13 protein-coding genes and 3 pseudogenes are annotated in these 18,479 nt (G+C 57.9%); 7 read left to right on the top strand and 9 right to left on the bottom strand.

What is annotated here, in order from left to right:
- Positions 1-10: 10 nt before the first annotated feature.
- Entirely contained in the window at positions 11-739 is a 729-nt protein-coding gene (locus tag HMPREF3014_RS11555) for a hypothetical protein (RefSeq protein ID WP_023087211.1), read from the bottom strand.
- 195 nt (positions 740-934) lie between these two features.
- On the opposite strand from HMPREF3014_RS11555, the pseudogene HMPREF3014_RS33365 reads away from it, so the two are divergent.
- Positions 935-1,437 (top strand): annotated as a pseudogene (locus HMPREF3014_RS33365) (pyruvate kinase); the annotation flags it as partial.
- Between the two features lie 241 nt (positions 1,438-1,678).
- On the top strand, positions 1,679-2,041 hold the full coding sequence (locus HMPREF3014_RS35075) for a hypothetical protein (RefSeq protein ID WP_023087210.1): 363 nt from the start codon (positions 1,679-1,681) through the stop codon (positions 2,039-2,041).
- Positions 2,042-2,081: 40 nt separating this feature from the next.
- Here HMPREF3014_RS35075 and HMPREF3014_RS35070 read toward each other — a convergent pair.
- The 3 genes and pseudogenes from HMPREF3014_RS35070 to HMPREF3014_RS11530 form a co-directional block, all read right to left on the bottom strand.
- Positions 2,082-2,219: pseudogene (locus tag HMPREF3014_RS35070) on the bottom strand (GNAT family N-acetyltransferase); the annotation flags it as partial.
- A gap of 202 nt (positions 2,220-2,421) precedes the next feature.
- A complete protein-coding gene (locus HMPREF3014_RS11535) occupies positions 2,422-4,734 on the bottom strand; it encodes a hypothetical protein (protein ID WP_124014390.1) in 2,313 nt (770 codons plus the stop codon).
- A gap of 723 nt (positions 4,735-5,457) precedes the next feature.
- Positions 5,458-6,015, bottom strand: coding sequence for a DnaB-like helicase N-terminal domain-containing protein (locus tag HMPREF3014_RS11530; protein WP_025982348.1), 558 nt, complete (start codon positions 6,013-6,015; stop codon positions 5,458-5,460).
- 330 nt (positions 6,016-6,345) lie between these two features.
- Between HMPREF3014_RS11530 and HMPREF3014_RS11525 the strand changes: the two genes are divergently transcribed.
- The 5 genes from HMPREF3014_RS11525 to HMPREF3014_RS11505 all read left to right on the top strand — a co-directional run bounded on the left by HMPREF3014_RS11525 (position 6,346) and on the right by HMPREF3014_RS11505 (position 13,619).
- Positions 6,346-6,906: a YkgJ family cysteine cluster protein gene (locus HMPREF3014_RS11525; protein WP_049231824.1), complete on the top strand. Its 561-nt coding sequence runs from the start codon at positions 6,346-6,348 to the stop codon at positions 6,904-6,906.
- Between the two features lie 376 nt (positions 6,907-7,282).
- Positions 7,283-7,819 carry a hypothetical protein gene (locus HMPREF3014_RS11520; RefSeq protein ID WP_023087207.1) on the top strand — a complete coding sequence of 179 codons (537 nt, stop codon included), beginning with the start codon at positions 7,283-7,285 and terminating at the stop codon, positions 7,817-7,819.
- Between the two features lie 259 nt (positions 7,820-8,078).
- Positions 8,079-10,874, top strand: a complete 2,796-nt coding sequence (locus HMPREF3014_RS11515) for a UvrD-helicase domain-containing protein (protein WP_023131471.1) — start codon at positions 8,079-8,081, stop codon at positions 10,872-10,874.
- Positions 10,875-11,294: 420 nt separating this feature from the next.
- A complete protein-coding gene (locus HMPREF3014_RS11510) occupies positions 11,295-12,098 on the top strand; it encodes a hypothetical protein (RefSeq protein ID WP_023087205.1) in 804 nt (267 codons plus the stop codon).
- Positions 12,099-12,146: 48 nt separating this feature from the next.
- Positions 12,147-13,619, top strand: coding sequence for a TonB-dependent siderophore receptor (locus HMPREF3014_RS11505; protein WP_023087204.1), 1,473 nt, complete (start codon positions 12,147-12,149; stop codon positions 13,617-13,619).
- Positions 13,620-13,878: 259 nt separating this feature from the next.
- Here the strand turns inward: HMPREF3014_RS11505 and HMPREF3014_RS11500 are convergent.
- The 5 genes and pseudogenes from HMPREF3014_RS11500 to HMPREF3014_RS11480 form a co-directional block, all read right to left on the bottom strand.
- Positions 13,879-15,389: pseudogene (locus tag HMPREF3014_RS11500) on the bottom strand (IS66 family transposase).
- Positions 15,390-15,453: 64 nt separating this feature from the next.
- Positions 15,454-15,789, bottom strand: coding sequence for an IS66 family insertion sequence element accessory protein TnpB (gene tnpB, locus HMPREF3014_RS11495; protein ID WP_009876688.1), 336 nt, complete (start codon positions 15,787-15,789; stop codon positions 15,454-15,456).
- A complete protein-coding gene (locus HMPREF3014_RS11490; RefSeq protein ID WP_023087201.1) occupies positions 15,786-16,121 on the bottom strand; it encodes an IS66-like element accessory protein TnpA in 336 nt (111 codons plus the stop codon). The genes tnpB and HMPREF3014_RS11490 overlap by 4 nt, the downstream gene beginning before the upstream one ends.
- A gap of 207 nt (positions 16,122-16,328) precedes the next feature.
- Positions 16,329-16,991 (bottom strand): hypothetical protein, encoded by a 663-nt coding sequence (locus HMPREF3014_RS11485; RefSeq protein ID WP_025982350.1) that lies wholly within the window; start codon positions 16,989-16,991, stop codon positions 16,329-16,331.
- Between the two features lie 6 nt (positions 16,992-16,997).
- Complete coding sequence (locus tag HMPREF3014_RS11480; protein ID WP_025982351.1) at positions 16,998-18,065, bottom strand: ImmA/IrrE family metallo-endopeptidase; 1,068 nt, start codon at positions 18,063-18,065, stop codon at positions 16,998-17,000.
- Between the last annotated feature and the right edge of the window lie 414 nt (positions 18,066-18,479).

Genomic DNA, 18,479 nt, shown 5'->3' with positions numbered 1-18,479 from the left:
CGGCATGATTTCAGCCTTTGCTCTGCGACCCCTGCTGATCCAGATGGGCAATCCAACGGTTCACGCCTTCCAGGACCGCGGCCTTCGCTTCCTCAAACGTGATCTGAGCTTTGGCCTGGTCTCCACTCGCAACTGCATGGCGGCAATGATCCCCCGTCAGACCAGGGTTGTTCGCGGCAGCTTTTACATCCCGTAAGGCCCCTTTAATTCCCCAGTCTTTCAGTTGAGCGCTGACGTTCTCATAGAGAAGCTCTGTCACCTTATAGATGGGGCCCCAATCGTTATCACGGACATCATCGAGGAGGCGTAACGCATAGGCGAGCCTAGGTGTGGCGTGGATGATTGCCATCACGGGAACGCTGCTTTTGGGTTGAGTACTGGATTCGCTGGTACGAATCGTCGGGAACCCGAAGGCAGTTGCCTCAAAGCCGGTCATGCGGAGCACCTGGGTCGGTGCACGCGCGGCTTCATTTCGCTCAATCGCTGCGAAGAGAAAACGCCCGGAGATTTTGGTGGCCTCAATCAAGCCATTCGCTTGCTTGAGCTCAGTAACTGCCTGTCTCTCCGCGTCACCGTACGCGAGGGGCGTCACCTCACCGGATAGGTTGAAGTAGAGCCTGGAAGAGTCGGAGTAGATGAACTCCATCAGGTCGAATTTCTCGCGCAGATAGTTTAAAGCCGACTCATCCCCTTCCCATGTCACTCGCACCCGCCAGGTCCACTGCTTATCGCCGTCCATTGCATACGCCTCGTGTTGGTGGATTCCAGGAAGACTCCGTCTCAGGATCAGCCTATTCAGTAGTTCTGACCTGATCACTTAAGCGGCAGCCAAATGCTCTCGCCCGTGGCAGTTTGGATAGAGTGCCACGGCATTCTCCACTGTGTCCTCTCCACCATCCCATCCGCCAGGCGGACAACATGGTAAGCCGGCAGCTTGGTGGCCAACGTCGAACACGCCGAAACCGTGGCTGACGACGAAGCCCTGAACGACCTGATCCTCGCCAGCGTCGCAGCCACCCTGGCTGCAGCGACCTCGGCGTGAAAATCGGCAACGCCGAGCTAGTGGGTATCCAGAAGAAAGTCATCCTGCACGCCCGCCGCGACAACAAGACAGTGATCACCGCGCCCCAGATGATGGAGTCGATGATCCACAACCTGACGCCGACCCGGGGAGTCTCCGACGTGGCCAAGGCCGTGCTTGACTATAGGCCGAGAGCGCCGCCAACCACTTCCCCGGCATCAAGGCAATCATCTGCCTGACCGAGAGCGGCTATACCCCGCTAGTCATGTCACGCATCAGTTCCTCGATGCCGATCTTCGCCTATTCCCCGCACTGCTAAGCCCAGACTCGCGTGGCGCTGTTCCTTGGCGTGGAAACCACGCCCGTTCGACCCAGCTGTGCTGCCGCCGAAGCGGGTCAGCCTGGGAGCCGTCGACGCACCGTACAGCGTCGCTAATGATTGCGCAGCCCAGCGCCGGCAGCTCGGACTACACCGGGTTCTTCTTCCAAAACATCGAAAAAAACTCTCAGGCAGGCTGATGACACACGAAAAACTGTGCATTGAGGAATTTGAGGGGGATCAGGGGAAGCTACTAAATAATTTGCAGGGTGGTCGTGACACACCCAAAGCGGCCATTAAATGGGTGTCCCCAATCCACCAACGGGACACCCCCGGAAATGCTCAAATACTCGCTCGACAAGCTCGTCAACATGATCCTGAACATCGCGACCGCTGTGATCACCGCCTATCTGCTCAGCAAGATGCCGCCGGCCGAGCCAGAGCGAGCCCCGAACTTGATGTATGCAGTGACCCTGGAGCGTCCAGCGTCTCAGGTGTCAGACGGCTTTGTTGGCCGCGTTCTCTTGACCCTTCAGGGCAGGAAAGAAATCGGTCACAGGCAACACCAGGCGCAGCGGTTTGCCTACGGAGGGGACAAAGCCAAGTTTGTCCTCGTAGTACGACGCAGCTTTGGCGTCTTTGGCATCGACAACGAGGAACGCAACGCCGGCATGCTTCGAGATTGCGTAAGTGCGCCATGAGACGCTTACCGAGTCCCTTGCCGCGCGCGGGCCCGTCGACGGCCAGGCGGCTCAGGAGTACTGCAGGGAGGGGGTATTTCGGCAACCCCTTCGCCTCATCTGCAGGGATGTCCGCGAGCTGCACGGAGCTGGTTGCGAGGGTGTAGTAGCCGACCAGCTTGCCCTCCTCCAGGTACATACAAGTCCTAGAGACGTTCCTCTTCTGATCCTGAGTAGCCTGCTTGGCGATGTAGTCGTTCAGTGGAGGGTGGTCGACGCAGTCGAACGCGGTGCGGTCCACAGCCTTGTCGTAGTCGACAGCGATGAAGCCAATTGTGTAGCGCAGCATGTAATCCCTTGCTTACCGGCATCCCTCCCCGAGGAGTCAGTCTTGCTACTGCTCAGCTTCCCTTGCTAGGAAATTGGGCAAAGACATGCTTCATTTGAGCCAGCGATTCAACGAGCGACTCCAGCATCATACGACCCTGCACCAGCGGGTCGGTAAGTGAATCGACGCCAACCAAAATAAACGCCTTGGTATGCTCAGATGAGGGTAAGTGAGCATCCGCCTGCCTCAGCTCGTTGATACCTACAAGCACCTTAGTCAACGCTCTTGCCTCCTCCAAGCTCACTACTTTCTGCAACGCAATTTCCAAATGTTTGACTGAGCCTGGCTTCATTTTCGCTGGAGGAGCGGCGAGCACCGACAAGGCGTCTCCATTCAACGACTCAACCGTGACCCTAGCCAAATCTTTGGCTAGTTCGAGCACACCGGTTTTTTCCAACGCCCGGAAACGGTGGATCCTGCTGAAGATGTCATCAACAGCATGATGCGCACCGAACAAAGGCTGCCCGGTTAGCGTTTGAAACACCGCATTGAGCCCGTCATATGCCGGCCGTAGCTGCATCTCCGGAGCTTTCGTACCGGCGGGGGTAGCTTGTGCCTGCGATGCCAAAAGCTCGGCTGAAACGCCCCCATCCGGCACCACATTTGCCCCTGCCCACACCCGTTGCTGCCAAAGTGGAAGTTGGCCAATGTCTTTGGCATAAACGTTGAGAAGGCCGAGATCGTTCAACCCAAAATGGACACTGTGCCCGCGAGAGATACCGATGATGCCGGTATCTCGGGTATACCAATTTAGCGAGGACCCTCGATAGCTGCTGAGAAGAGCAGTGACGGTTGGGCGGAACCACAGCCAGCGGCCACAGTCGATGAGCTCATCACCATGAAGTCGCCCACCTGAGCCATCTACCGCAAAATCTACCCTTGTAAGGGGGGGCTCACCCAATATCCGTTCACTTACCAGGCCAGGCTCGACAACCTCGGTTTTCCAAAGCGCGCCTCTCAAGCAGTGTAGCTTCCGTCCCTGGTGCTTGACCGTCCATGATCTGGAAACAACAGACTCGTCATTTGGAAGTCCGAGCACAGGCACCTCATCATCGGAATCAATGTCGGTGCGGGATGCATGGAAGACAGCGGTCGAGGAACCATATTGCATACCGCCTTCATGGATGGCCTGGTTGATCCCCTCCCATTTGTCCGAGTCCGAGACGTCCTCAACAACGGCTGAAGCCCAGTTGATATGAGATGCATTCGATACGGTCTGCTGGCGTTCTCGATAACTCGAAATCAGTAGAAACATCCCCCGCGCCTTCAGATAGTCACGAAGGTGCTCGGTACGCACCTCAAGCAATACGGGGGCACCGTTGGCGTCACGTGTTAGCCTCACGATCTCTTGAAAACCTTCGGTTGGGCGGAGCCAACTATCACCTTGTCGCTGCAGTCCCAGAGAGATCACAAAGTCCTGATGCAAATGCCACTCGCTGGGAGCCTCTCCTTCAAAGCTCTGGTCGATCACTAGCCCGGTGCCTACCGCATCGGAGCAGCTACTTGCCCAATCACCTGCCCAGTAGTTGATCGTGATTCGTTCCGGCTTTTCTGTTCCTACTAATTCAGGCGGAGTTGCGGGAGCCAACTTCGACAGCCGGATGCTCAGGGCGAGCTTCAGAGAGGTGAAAGGCACGCGGAAGGACGCAAGCCATCCATCTTGCTCGGCCTGGGCATGTGAGGCCTTCTGAGACCCGCCGGCACTGCCCGGCTCCGCTGAGTGTTTGCTCTCTGGCCAGACATATTGAGTTTCCGGACCACCTGCAAAGGCGTTCCCAAGAACATCATCTGTGCCCAGATCGTTTAGCTGTTCGCGATGCCTCAGCTCGAACATCACCGAGCCAACTCCGAAGTACTCTTCGAGACGGCCTTCATAGCCAACCTCACCTTCTTTATCGAGCACTGAGTCGGCGCGAAGCGGTATCCAGACTTTGTCAGCAACTGAGGTCTTTCGGATCTTCGCCATTTCAAACCAGGCCTGCGGCTTGCAGTCTGCGGTCTTCGCTATCACGGTCACAGCTGCTCTACCCTCCTCTTTAAAGACCAGCACCACAGCCATCGCGCGCGCGTGGTCAATCTCGTCTATACGCGCGCGCACTGCTTCCCGCAGCTCATCGGTGGGGATCAGTTGATCAATAGCATCAGCAGAGAAGAAGAAACCTGGACTCTCAAAACCGTTCGTGTCGGAGTGCCACAGCACAAAGCTGGGGCCTTGAGCGGTTACCTCTTCCGTACGACTAAGGTCCGTCCAGGTGCTGCGCCAGTGCTCCAGAACCGACATCTCCATGACATCATTGGCATCCGTTTCCATCAAAGTGGTATCCATTCTCTTCCCCATCTCTGTCGGCCTCTTTCGCATTCGCGCCGTATAACTCAAAGGCGGATTTAAGCACGAGCCGATGCCAGCCATGCAGGGTCCTTCCCGGATACGTCTTGAAGCGTCCTCAGGGCCAGAGCCACCCAGAAAGGTAAGGGCACGCCGTCTGAGAATGCGTTGCCGATTCGGCCGTTCAGACTCGCCCCCTTTACTCTTCAGTTCGTCAGTGAACATGCACATTGCACCGGACAAAACTGCCCAGCCGATTTCCCGTCAATCAAAACTACCGAGAACGATTACACGCCCAACGCTCTCGTGCCGCAGCCGCCAGATAGAGTTGCAAATGCCCAGAGTCTCGGAGGCTGTTTGAGCAGTGCTAGCCACCAGTCTTCCCGACGTGACTGGGCAGACCCGTTATCCAGCCCTCTGCGAACGTACCGCCATTCGATTACGAGAGCCTGTATCCAAAAACGCTCATGCAGGAGTCTGGCTTATCGGGCATAGGCGGATGAGTTTGGCGAAGAAGTTGTCGCAGGCTGGCTGGTCGCCCCCAGTACCTCCTAGCGCAGCACCGCTCGCCTTGTGTGCTGGAATACCCGGGGCACTCTCCACCTAGAGTAACTCTGTCGCCGAAGGACTCGGCTACATCGTTGAAATCCCCTGCGTCGGCGTCTTGAAGCGCTACCCTCACGGCAGGGCTTCTCGTTTACGCCGCGCAGCACTCAATTCAGCTCATTCTGACAGCAAGGCAACAGCCTTCTCTCCGTACACGTAGCACACCCGTTGCCCCAAAAGCTCGCCAGGAATCTTTCGGCCGCTGCGGGCGATATCCTCTACGGTAACAATCCAGGATCTACCATGAAACCAGCCGTTGGCTTTAGCTGCCAGCAGACTGCACACGATTCGGCGTTGCTGTGGTGGGCCCGCGAATGATCGCAGCTGCCCGTAGGCATGAATCACGCGAGCCAGTACAGGCACTTGCAGACGACGGGTAGGGGTACCAGCCGCCATTTCAGCAATCAGGCGCAAGCCGCCCGCCTCTTGATAGCGCTCATCGCCTTCTAGGTATTCAGCCATGGACACTACGTCGAACGGTGAGCCGATGCACATTAGCTCTTCCATGGCGAGATAGATCCGGCAATGGATGTACCCCATGAAGTCACTAGGATTCAGCTCCTTGGCAGCTTCCCACCAGGCGTCGTTATCGTTCATCAAGCATCCGAGCAGATGCCTTTCTGCAAGCTCTGCAGCTGCATCAAATACAGGGTTCAGGCCGTCTTCCGCTTCCATCTCCACCCTCAGGTCGCATCGTCAGTACTCGAGCTCCCACGCCAACTTGGTCAGAGCCTTGGTGATGGCGTTCTACTCTGTGCCATAGATTCGCCTCCACTCTACGATGTGGTCGAGCACTGGTAACGCCTCCTCAAAGGGCAGACTCGCAGGCGTTCAACCAGGGCCGGGGCCTGATCGTGGCTGGCTAAGCCTTCGCTCGGGCTGCTCAATCCAATACCATGGTTCGACGGCCCCAGTTGCAGCATCGCTCATTGCGGCCAAGCAAGGACAGGTGCAGGCCGCGCAGACAGCCGCACATCACTGGTAACCAAGGTCGGGACCGTACTGATGAGTCTTCAAGACGATCAAGAGTTTGCACGCAAAAACTGCACCCGCATCATCGCTAGCCTCTCACCTACCATCCTGAGGAAGGAGGCGGGCCTGACAGGCAGGTTGGAAGCATCAAAGCTTACGCCCCTGAAGAGGCTGGCGGCCATCTATGAGTTCCTGGACGACCTCGCCAAGTACATAGCTCCCACGCCATGTAAGAAAGGCTGCTCCAGCTGCTGCCACTATGCGGTCTCAATTTCCGAGGTTGAGGTTCAATTCATCGAGCAAGTCACGAAGAAGAAACGTCTGAAAGTGGCCGGTGCGCCCGGCAACTTCATTGGACAGCCATGTCCATTTCTGGTGAATGGGGCGTGCTCAATCTATACGGCAAGGCCGTACTCTTGCCGTCGGCATCACAGCCTGGCGCCGACTGCCGAGTGGTGCGCTCCAGCGATTTCGTTTGCTGGCAATTTTGCCAGGGTGCAATCCAGTGAAGCCCAGCTGGCCTTCGATCTGGTGCGGGAGATGGGCACGCTTGGCGACATTCGCCAAGTTTTCGGGACCGCGTCGTCGCGCTGAGGCTGTGATACCACTAGGTGTACCGGCGCAGCCAAGCCCTACCCGACCGATCATTGAGCGCGGGCGCGCTTCCCATCTCCGCCATTGGCCATCCTCGATGATGGTCAACCCAATGTCGTGATGCAGGCGGAACAGGGACCGAGTATGGAGGTTGCAGAGAGTACAGTGCTCGACAGCTTCGACGATAGCGACGCCTAGCGCGGGCTTTACGATCACTCCACGCAACTGGCTACGCCTGAGCTCCCGAGCACATTCGTTGCACTGGCCCGTGTGCCATTGCCTGCCCGAGCAGGTTGTCGCGTCGCAGTCCTGGAATTGGCAGTCCTTACTGAAAGCTCTGATAGCATTCGCCATCCCTCGGAATGGAAGCCACACCATGTACGACATTCATCAGCACAAGCACAGCTATGCAATCTGGACTGCCTCCCGCGCCTGGAATCGAAAATTGAAAGGAGGCGACCTAGCACTGGCCCAGCGCCTGATTGGCGTCGCCGGCCTGGAAAGTGTGCGTGGCCCGGATGATATCGGTGAGAATGTGGATGCATGGCTGCTGGAGCGGATGCGGTTGATCGTCGAGTACGCAGCGCAGCACCAGATTCTCGGGATCAACTACGGCAGGGCCCAGAAGCTGGTCAACATCTACCTGAAGACCAAGCTGGTGTGCGGTGGGCAGGAAGCCCACCCGAAGGTGGCCAAGTTGCATCCGCCGCTCGACCGGGACCTGTTCGCAGGCCTTCACGCCGAGTTCCGCATCCAGAAAACGACTGATGCCACGATCGCTTTCGCTGCAGCGCAGAAAGCGTGCTCGGCCTGGACGAACTTCGAGCTGCAGGACTACCTGGCGCACATCCAAGCGATCAAGCTTTTCATGGCCGGCAAGCCACTTTGGATGGTCGAGCAATACTGGCGGTAGGAGGGGGCGCCCGGCGGGCAGACATCCCCCTGTCAGCAGACTTAGAGTCCTGGCCACATTTTACCGCACCACCTTCCAAGTACATTGAGCGCCCCATCGCTCTGCGAGAGCACCTTCGGCCACCCCCACCCACCTCCTCCCTCCCCCTGCCCTGGTTAGATTTCGAATCTGTATTCAGTTAAAAGATGCTTCATGGCTGCACATTTAGTGGTCATGCACTGGCTCGCAGTGAAGACAGTGCCGAGTTATGGAGTCGATTGTGGAAACGGAAATCACATTTACCCCCTCGCCAGTAGGCAGATTTTTTACAGCATCGCCCCGTTGGAAACTGCGCGTGAGCGGGCACAAAGTCAGTCTTGAGATTGACGGAAAAGCAGTCGGGGCACCTTCCAACAATGCATCGCCGATCAGCGTGCGCCTCGGGCTATTCTGGGCTAGTGTGGAGCGCGCTGATGGCCGCCTGGGCGGGCTTTCCAAGTCCGATGCAGGTCACCTTAACCACCTCATAAAATCAGCAGCTGAGAAACGCCGAGTGCAGCTCGCTGAGCGTGCTCCGACCTACGCGTTAGCGATCAAGCACATCAACAACTGGGTTGAGTCCATTGAAGCCGCCTTAGCGAAGGCAAAGGCAGACCGCCGCTGGTTCACGCGTGAACAGCAGGGCGAACTGCTCGCACGCCGACCAATCCTCTCGGTGTCCAATATCGAGCTAAACGAACTGGCCTCGAATACAGAGCTCCGGGCACTGGCGAAACTCAGTCTTCAGGATACGGAGTCCACTCTAGAAAATTGGCGCAGGGACTGGATTTCAACGTGGGCTGAAGTCAACCAAACCCATACCCAAAACGAACTGGAGGCTAGCGCTCCCCTCCTCTCGAAGGTCGAAAGCCGACCACTCACCGAAGAGCAGGCCAAAGCCGTAATCTGCTTCGACAATCGAGTACAGGTCGTCGCCTCTGCCGGGTCAGGAAAGACGTCCATTATGGTTGCCAAGGCCGCCTATGCCATAAATCGGGGTATCGCCTTACCTAGTGAGATCATCCTGCTTGCGTTCAACGCAGCAGCTGCGGAAGAGCTTGCGGAACGGGCAGAGCGCTCGTTCAAACGCCTGGGAATGGACAACATTTCGGTCCATGCGAAGACGTTCCACAAGCTTGGCCTCGATATCATCGGCAAGGCTACGAACAAAAAACCAAACGTTCCAGACTGGGCCCACAAGGACAAACCATCGCTTGAGAAGATGGCCTTGATCGTCGATCAGCTCAAAGATCGCGATCCAGTATTTCGCACCCGATGGGATCTATTTCGACTAGTGTTCGGGCGCGACATTCCCCACTTCAACAACAAGGTCGACAGCAAAGCTCAAGAAGCTAGCCCAGATGGAACCTACACTCTGGACGGTAAGTATGTTCGCAGCATGGAGGAGTGCATGATTGCGAACTGGCTCTTCTATAACGGGGTGCCCTACGAGTACGAACCGCCTTACCCACATGACACCGCAACGGCTGAGCATCGCCAGTATCACCCGGACTTTTTCTATCCCACACTCAACCTATACCACGAGCACTTTGCTCTGGATGGGAACGGCCAACCCCCTCCCCACTTCAAGAAATACCTGAGTGGTGTGGACTGGAAACGCGCTCTTCACGCGCAGAAAGGTACCCACCTAATCGAAACAACCTCTCACCAGATTCGCCAGAACACCTGGATGGAGCACCTCACTAAGGAGCTCACCAAAAGAGGGGTCACCCTAGACCCCAATCCCAGCCGTCCCATATCTGGCCTGGGCCAAGCGCCAATTGATCACAGCGAGCTGCTTAGCTTGATGCGGACATTCATCCGCCACGCCAAAAGTAACTGCCTCTCCCTATCCGACCTTCTAGGCAGAGTGCAGCAGCTGCCACACGCCGCCTTCCAGCACCGCTACCTGAAGTTCCTTGAGATTCTCGCGCCTGTATGGGAAGGCTGGGACAAAGCCCTCAAAGCAGAGCAAGGAATCGACTTTGAAGACATGCTGAATATGGCAGCCAGGCACGTTGAAAACGGAGCCTATTCCCCGCCCTACCGGCTCGTAATGGCAGATGAATTCCAAGACGCATCCCAAGCAAGGGCACGTCTGTGCAAGGCGTTAGTGAAGGCCCCCGGTCGGCATTTCTTCGCGGTCGGCGATGACTGGCAATCAATCAATCGCTTTGCTGGCGCCGACGTGTCAGTCATGACGCGGTTTAGGGAGTTCTTCGGCAGCGACCAGATTCTAAAGCTGGAAACGACCTTCAGGTGCCCCCAGAAGATCTGCGACACCTCGAGCCAATTTGTGGTCAAGAACCCCGCTCAGCTCACAAAGAACGTTAGCTCCGTGACACCCGCGGTAGGCACTGAGCTCGTCGCGTATCAGGTGAATGAACCAGCAGCCTTGAAGAAAGCCGTCGCAAAATACCTGCTCAACCTAGCGCGCCAAATCTCGGAAGGAACCATCCCTCCGAAAGCAGGCGGCAAAATAAAGGTGTATGTGCTTGGGCGCTACAACAAAGACGAAGAGTACGTTCCCAAAGACTGGCAGAGTCAGTACGGCGACCTCATTGAGCTCTCCTTCCTTTCAATGCACCGCTCAAAAGGCGCGGAGGCAGACTATGTGATCCTGCCTGCAATGCTTAGCCAGAAGCGTAATAGAAGCTTCCCTAGCACGAGAGCCGATGACCCGCTCATTTCTATAGCAATGCCACAGGGGGATAGCTATCACCTGGGCGAGGAACGACGACTGTTCTACGTTGCTCTGACTCGAGCCAGAAGGTCTGTTGCGATGTTCACCGTGGCGAACCAGGTGTCAACATTCCTCACAGAGCTAGAGAAAGACGAGCAGGTGAAGATTACGCCGCTCGAACCGCCGGGCCCTTCCTGCCCACTGTGCAAAACCGGGAGCATCATCACGAGATCAAGTGTGAACGGAGACTTCCTCACTTGCTCAAACTTCCCGGCCTGCCGGTACAAACCACCGAAGCCGCAGCCTGCCAGACGTCCGAGATTCGCCAAAGAGCATAACGTACGATCAAAGTAGCTCTGGCGATATCAGTACAACTGTGCCGCGGCGCCTGTCCGGCACATCGTAGATTTGCAACAAGCCCCTCCGAGGAGGACATTTCTCGACCTGTATGCTGACCGGACGCCAAAGCGCCAGCTTCCCGCAACCTCGAGTACCTCACTCTCTCAATTTGCTGCACAGGCATCTCAATGGAGCAGTGCCCCTACGGCGTGCAGCTCAAGGTTCTATAGGTGAACTAGACCAGGGGGGCTCTCTCGGCTCGGCGATCCACCACCAGCTGCGTGGATCGCCGAGCCGAGCACATGGAGAGGCCCGTGGGTGGTAACGAAAGGATCAGGTACCTACAGACCTCAGATTTTTTTACTTACAGGTACCGACGAGAGAATCACTACGCATTAGTTTTGGCGCATCTTCCACAATCAGGTAAGTCTAACAATGGCCACCCCCTCTCAAGCCGTTCAAGTATGCGAAGCGATTCTCCGGGCGAATTTGGAGTACAACCAGGCACATAAAATCTGGCCAAGCATTAATCGCGTGCTTGAACTCATGCTCGCTCGTCGACACGAGTTGAGCGATGCCTATGAGGAGCTCCATGACTCTCTCGCCCACCGCCATCGCGCCCTAGAGTCATTCTTCGACGTGTTCACCTCGACACCCATGGCGTGGAGTCCGGAGAAGATGAGCGAAGCGCGACATGCGCGCAAAGAGCTCATTGATATCAACACGCGGATCGCCGCGGTGGCAGAGGATCTCGCCCAACTGCTCACCCGGCGCGACGATATTAAGGAAACCTCTGGTTTCAGCTGCGAGACCGTCTACCACGCTCTCGATGCGTTGGAGCTAGCCGCTGAGTCGGAGGGCAATCACCTTTTCGAATGGCATGTAAAAGAAGGCTTGGATGCGCTGAGGTACCAGTACGACCTGAAATACTGGCCGCCACTAAGCGCGGTCGTTGAAGCCATTGGTGAAGATGCCCGAAACACAGAAGTCTATGCGCAGGATCCCGCCACTGCGTCGGCCACAGAAAGTCGCCGCCCAGGACTTTCCGATTTCCTGAGGGCATTCTTCGCCCGCATGAAGGAAAACAGCGTCAGAGAACACGGCTTCATTCCGAATAATTTCAGTGTGTCTGATAACACCCTGGCGTCGCTGATCAATTGCGCCCTTGATCTTGATGCAGACAAGCTCATTGATGGTGGTTTCGTTAAGCGGTTCCGACAGCGCGAGCGTGAGCACTAGAAAGACCTGGCGACGGCAGAAGAAAGAGGCTGGCTGAAAGGAACGAGAGTGTGCGCCAAAGTATCCCACGTGCCACACAACCAGCTCGTCTATGCCATCACCGAGTTCGACCTGGACGATGCCACGCTGCTCACGGCGGGCTTCAGCGTGCAGAAGAACCAGGCCGACTCACCTCTGCGTACCGGTCTGCAGACGTTCTACTCCAATGGCCAGAAGACCGACTTCTCCCGCTCTGCCAGCAGCTCGCCAGACTGGTCGTACTTCGACGTGAACAAGAGCAATGTCTTCGTCTCGCTCGAACACCAGTTCGACAATGGCTGGAGCGCCAAGGCGGAACTTGGCCACACCGAGTACGAGTTCGACGAACTGATCAACTACATGAATGGGGAAATCGATCAAGCGACCGGCGCCGGCGCCTACCTGTACCCCAACCGCTGGTCCGCAACACCGCGGGAAAACAACCTGGACGCCTACCTCACCGGCCCCTTCAGCCTGCTCGGCCGCGAGCACGAGCTGATCGCCGGCATCACCCTGTCGCGTTACCGCGAAAGCACACCGGACCGTGGCGGCTGGTATGGCCCATGGACCGGCTACGACGGCAGCATCGGCAACATCCACCAGTGGTCCGGCGCGGCACCGCGACCGGACACCAGCCCGATCGGCAAGAACCTGATCGAGGAAAACCAATACGCCGCCTACGCCACCAGCCGCTGGAACCTGCGCGATGACCTCAAGTTGCTGCTGGGCGGCCGCGTCACCGACTGGAAACGCAGCAGCGACAACACTCCTTACGAGGGCACGCCCACCAGTAACGAAGAGAATCGCCATGGCGTATTCCTGCCCTATGCCGGGCTGGTGTATGACCTGAACGACACCTGGTCGGCGTACGCCAGCTACACGAAAATCTTTAACCCGCAGGCCTATGGCATCAAGGGGCTGGACGGCAAACCGCTGGACCCGCAGGAAGGTACAGGCTACGAAGTGGGTATCAAGGCTGCGCCACTGGATGGACGCCTGAACGCCAGCCTCGCGCTGTTCCGCATCGAGCAGGACAACCTCGCGGTATACGCAGGTCAGTTCGATACCTATTACCCGGAAAAGGGCACCACCACCGAAGGCCTGGAACTGGAAATGAACGGTGAGCTGGCCGATGGCTGGAACGCCTCCGCAGGGTATGCTTACAGCGTCAGCCGTGATCAGGATGATGAGCGCATCGTCACCAACATCCCGCGGCACAGCCTGAAGACCTTCACCAGCTACCGCCTGCCTGGCGCCTGGAATCGCCTGACCCTCGGTGGCGGGGTGTATTGGCAGAGCAAGATTGGCCAGGACCTGCATACCTTCGAGCAAGGTAGCTATGCCCTGGTCAATGTGATGGCTCGCTTCGCGGTCACCAACCAGTTGGACGTCGCAGTCAACGTCAACAACCTGTTCGACCGCACCTACTACAGCTACGCCGATAGCTGGAGTGTCTATGGCGCGCCGCGCAACCTCATGACGACGCTGAACTACCACTTCTGAGCAGTTGCCGCTGGAAGACCTGGCCACGCTGGCGGGCCTTGCCCGCACCATCGATGCCGGGGAGACCTGCCAGCCCGGCTCAGCCTGTTCCCCGCAGATCGGGTAAGCGCCCGTCTGCGGGGAGCGGCACTGCCTCAGAAGCGATACTGGGTGGTCAGCATCACGTTGCGCGGGTCGCCGTAGTAGCCACCGTAGAAGGTGGTATCTGCCGAATCGACTGGCCAGCAGCAAGCGCTCGCGAAATGTAAGCGAACGGGCATCACACCTTGCCGGCGGGTACCCAGTTATGCGGCAGCAGCTCGATCAGGGCGCTGGCCTTCTGCGTCGGCAGGCGCATGAGCACGTCCTTCAGGTAGGCGTACGGATCGTGCCCGTTCAGGCGGGCTGACTGGATCAGCGTCATCAAAGCTGCGCCACGTTGGCCACTGCGCAGTGAGCCGGCAAACAGCCAGTTGGAGCGCCCCAAGGCCCAGGGACGGATCTGGTTCTCGATCCAGTTGTTGTCGATGGGTAAGTTGCCGTCATCCAGGTAACGCACCAACGCTGCCCAGCGCTTGAGGCTGTAGTCGAGTGCCTTGGCGATCGCGCAACCTTCCGGCACCTTCTGCCGCTGCCCAAGCATCCAGCCATGCAGGCCATCGATGATCGGCCTGGCTTTGTCCTGGCGCAGTTGCCGTCGATGTTCGGCGAGCAGCTCTCGCCCTTCGCGCTCCACCTCGTACAACTGGCCGATGTACTGGAGGGCCTACTCGGCCAGTTGGCTCTGGTTGGCGACATGCAGATCGAAGAACTTGCGGCGGGCGTGGGCCATGCAACCGATTTCGGTGATGCCTTGCTCGAAACTGGCCTTGTAGCCAGCGAAGTCGTCGCAGACCAGCTTGCCTTGCCAGTCGCCCAGGAAGCTGCGCACGTGCTCACCGGCCCGGCTCGGCCTGAAGTCATAGACCACGGCCTTGAGGTCGGCGAAGGGGCTGGGTGCATAGGCCCAGACGTAAGCCCGCTGGGTCTTTTTCGTGCCTGGGGCAAGCATCTGCACTGGGGTTTCGTCCGCGAGGATGACGTCCTGCCGAAGCAGGCAGTCGCGCAGGGCATCGACCAGGGGTTGCAGTTGGACACCGCAAGCGCCGACCCATTGCGCCAGCGTGGAGCGCGCGATGGCCAGCCCGGCGCGGGCGAAGATCTTTTCCTGGCGGTACAGCGGCAGGTGATCGGCGAACTTGGCCACCATGACCTGAGCCAGTAGCCCGGCAGTCGGGATGCCCTTGTCGATCACCTGCGCAGGCACTGGGGCCTGGATCAATATTTCACACTTGGCGCAGACCCACTTGCCACGGATATGCCGCTCTACGGTGAAGGAGCCTGGGGTGTAGTCGAGCTTCTCGCTGACGTCTTCGCCGATGCGCTTGAGTTGGCAGCCGCAGGCACATTGGGTGCTGTCCGGCTCGTGAAGTATCAGTGTGCGCGGCAGCTCGGCCGGCAGAGGCGCCCGCTTGGGCTGCTGCCGTAGCTCGCGCTTGGCAGGGACCGGGCGTGCCGCTTCAAGCTCTGCCTCGATGGTGGCGATGTCGGCATCGATCATCTCTTCCAGCAGGTTGAGCTGGTCGGCATTGAGCTGCTCGCTACGACGGGCGAAGCGGTGGCGTCGCAGCACGGCGAGTTCGTGGTTCAGCGCTGGTTGAGCGTTTCCAGATGATCGACGCGCTGACTCAACTGCGCGGCCAGTTGGCGCAGTTGCTCAGGCGTCAGATGATCGAAAGCGGCAGAATCCATGGCGCCGAGTGTGAGGATTTCTGGCCCCCCTCGGCGATAGGCCATTGGCCTAATTGCACCCCGGCTACAGGAGCCTGATCTCGGCATCAGGCCCAAGACGCTGCCAAGGCAGGCCGACCACCAGGGCCTGCAACTGCTCGGGGCTGAGCTCCAACTGCTGTCCCTGCCAATTCCCCGACCAGACGAAGCGCCCCCTATTCAGCCTCCGAGCGGCCAGCCAGATGCCGAAGCCATCGTGCACCAGCACCTTTACCCGGTTGGCGCGCTTGTTGGTGAAGAGGTAGGCACAGGGCGGCTGTGCCGCACCGAACACCTGCACCACCCGGGCCAACGCTGTTTCGGTGCCGGCGCGCATGTCCAGCGGCTCGGTGGCGAGCCAGATGCGCTCGATGCGGATCACCTCAGCAGCTCGCGCAGGAAGCGGGCGCAGCCTTCAGGGTCGTTGCCCGGCCACTGCACCGACAGCTTGCCGGCCCGATGGGGGATGGCGATCTGGATGGCCATGTCGGCCGCATTCAGAGTAGCCGGCAGGCTCGGGACGAGAGGAATCGGAATAAAACTTGAAGATGCAGCGGGCAACTGCGCCTGCTGGCGGCGAATCCACTTGTGCACGAGATTAGCGTTGAGGCCATGACTCAAGGCCACACCGGCAACCGAGGCGCCGGGCTGGATACACTCATCGACGACCTGGGCCTTGAAGGATTTTGGATAGGAGCGGCGTTGGCCTGGCACGGGAGATCCTCCACTAGGGGCTTGAAATGGTGTCCACCCAAAACAGGTGGACACCATGCCGCTAGCTGGAAGAACCGGGGAGGTGTGTTGGCCGGACGCTTACCCTTGTCCTCCTTCGCCAGCATCTGAAGCCAGGTGGCAGTCTTTCTTAGCTTGTTGGCTAGCAGCTATCACTCACCTGATTCGGAGCAAAATAACAGCCAGGACTTAGGTTGTAGCACCCGTAGAGCAGTGGGGATGTTTCACGCAGAGAGTCACCCATTTGCCATCCGTGTCACGCTCAAGGGCCCTGACATAGCTCGATAGAGCCTCGATGACGCCTTCTTGTGCCAAGGCTTGAGATCGTCCGAAGGTCGAGCTCAATGCGCTATCTACATCAGTCCTCGCCCGTATTTTTGTGGATACAAGCTCGAAGGACTCCCCTTTCAGGATGATCATGATCGCCTCCTCTAGACAGATCATGCGCGCCCACATGCAGCCGGCGACTAGCTCGTCATTGATCTTAGATAACGCTACGAAGGCTCTTTTGTCCCCACTGAGCAAACTGTCCTGATCACTCTGGTGAAGCGCGGCGAATAGGACTGCCTCGCCGGAATCGATGTCCGGTCGCTCAATGTTTAACGCGTAGTTAGATTGCTCGACCTTCAGCTCCACAACATTTGCAAGGCTCACCAACTCTGTGGCCAGCGTAACGGCCTCTACGGAGCCGAGCTTTTTCAGTGCGGCATGGGGATCCCTAAGCCTCAGCTGAAACGCAAGCTGCGGCAGCACCGCAAACCCAGCCAGGGGGCACTTTAGGGCACGAGCCAGTTCGTGGACGAGCTGGTACTGGCAGAGCTTGCGTGCAACGTCACTGTCGAGGAGGTACAAGGCGCGTCACTCTCCGAATCCCTGGACTGACAGGAGGTACTCCTGGTTCTCTTGGCTCAAGGCCTCTAACTCCACTCCTTTTCGAAAGTGCATTCCGATCACGTCGATGGCACTTTTCTGGGACGGGCTGTACTCCAGCGCTTGATTTGCCCGAGCCCACTCGTTGTGCTCTTTGGCATACGAGAGGATCAGATGGCCAGCCTCGATGCCCAACTCTTTGCCAAGCACAGCAGCTCTCGCCGCCAAAGCGGTTGGTGAGTTCAGCCGGCCCATTGCCGCCAAAGGATTGAGGTACTCATTTCTGATAAGAGCTAGGGCGAAGGTATCTGCTTCGCGTTCCTCGGTGTCTTTGCGCTGGGTCTTCATATCAATGAGGGTGTCTGCGATCTCAGCGATGTCCTCATCGATCAGCACGCCATCCTCACCCAGATGCCCGCGAAGAATGTGCCCAAGCTCGTGTGCGAGCACGAATAGCTGCCTCGAATGCTGGGGGCTTGCGAAGCCCAGGACAATTGCGGGTCGCCCGCTGATGCTCAAGGCCATGCCTGTAATTCGCTTAGTCGCTCTCGGCAGCTCCTTGAGATAGAGCACGGGAACTCCGTGATCCCAGCAGAGATTGAGCAGCCCGTCAAAATTGACATGGGAAGCTCCGGTGCTGGCGAGGATCTCTCGGCGCAAGGTGGGGATATCATCTGCCAGCGGGACGTAAGGCTTTAGGGTGCAGAACATTGCCAGCTTCGCGATGGCCGTACCGAGGCTGGCCGCAACGGCAAGCTCCGAGTCTTTGGTATCTGAGCGTCGCTTGAATCTGATGTGGCGGGAGTCCGGTTGAAGCTGCAGGTGGCCATCCTGGCCAAAGCTTGCTTCAAGACCCAGGCGCTGCTTCAGGATCAACGCGAACTGCAGGGCGCCGGCGGTGGTTTTGAAAAGACTGTTGTCCCACCAGTCGGGCAAGAGCTTCTCGACGTAGGTCCGCGGGTATCCCGCTGCTTTCAGGCTGTCGAAAGCAGATTTGACTGTCACTGGGATCGAAGCGTCTTCCATGGCTTCACCTACCTCTACGTCATCGCTCATTGTCACAGACACGCCTTCCGATGGGCAATTAGGAGCTCAGCGAGGCGCCTGGCGTGCAGCTCTGAACCATCCCAAACTGCCCCTAATGCGTCCATCAAAATAGCCGAGGAGCGAGGATCAGGCTGCTCACACTCGAGAGATATAGATGCATATCTGCATAGGTCTCTTAGAGTAGCGCTGACGCGCTTCGGGCGGCCAAAAAGATTCCGATAGATCTGCGACTGCGGCATCCGTGTAAGCCTTGCAATACTTGAGCTAGACACATGACCTCCGCGCTCAAAAAACTGACGGAGTTCATGTTGCAGCTGCTGGGGAGTCTTTATGCTAATCATCTGCTAAAATGTAGCATATTCGCATAGATTAAAATGCGACAAATGATCAGACGGCCATCAGCCCCATGCGTTAGACTACGCG

The sequence above is a fragment of the Pseudomonas sp. HMSC065H01 genome (assembly GCF_001815235.1).
In the GTDB taxonomy this organism is placed as follows: domain Bacteria; phylum Pseudomonadota; class Gammaproteobacteria; order Pseudomonadales; family Pseudomonadaceae; genus Pseudomonas; species Pseudomonas aeruginosa.
The sequence above is the reverse complement of the archived record's forward strand: the minus strand, read 5'-3'. Positions and strand labels throughout refer to the sequence as shown.

Excerpts from the sequence above, each read along its gene's own strand:
- HMPREF3014_RS11480 (WP_025982351.1), bottom strand. The coding sequence starts at position 18,065 with ATGAGCGATGACGTAGAGGTAGGTGAAGCCATGGAAGACGCTTCGATC.
- HMPREF3014_RS11520 (WP_023087207.1), top strand. The coding sequence starts at position 7,283 with ATGTACGACATTCATCAGCACAAGCACAGCTATGCAATCTGGACTGCC.
- HMPREF3014_RS11525 (WP_049231824.1), top strand. The coding sequence starts at position 6,346 with ATGAGTCTTCAAGACGATCAAGAGTTTGCACGCAAAAACTGCACCCGC.
- HMPREF3014_RS11555 (WP_023087211.1), bottom strand. The coding sequence starts at position 739 with ATGGACGGCGATAAGCAGTGGACCTGGCGGGTGCGAGTGACATGGGAA.
- HMPREF3014_RS11530 (WP_025982348.1), bottom strand. The coding sequence starts at position 6,015 with ATGGAAGCGGAAGACGGCCTGAACCCTGTATTTGATGCAGCTGCAGAG.
- HMPREF3014_RS11535 (WP_124014390.1), bottom strand. The coding sequence starts at position 4,734 with ATGGATACCACTTTGATGGAAACGGATGCCAATGATGTCATGGAGATG.
- HMPREF3014_RS11510 (WP_023087205.1), top strand. The coding sequence starts at position 11,295 with ATGGCCACCCCCTCTCAAGCCGTTCAAGTATGCGAAGCGATTCTCCGG.
- HMPREF3014_RS35075 (WP_023087210.1), top strand. The coding sequence starts at position 1,679 with ATGCTCAAATACTCGCTCGACAAGCTCGTCAACATGATCCTGAACATC.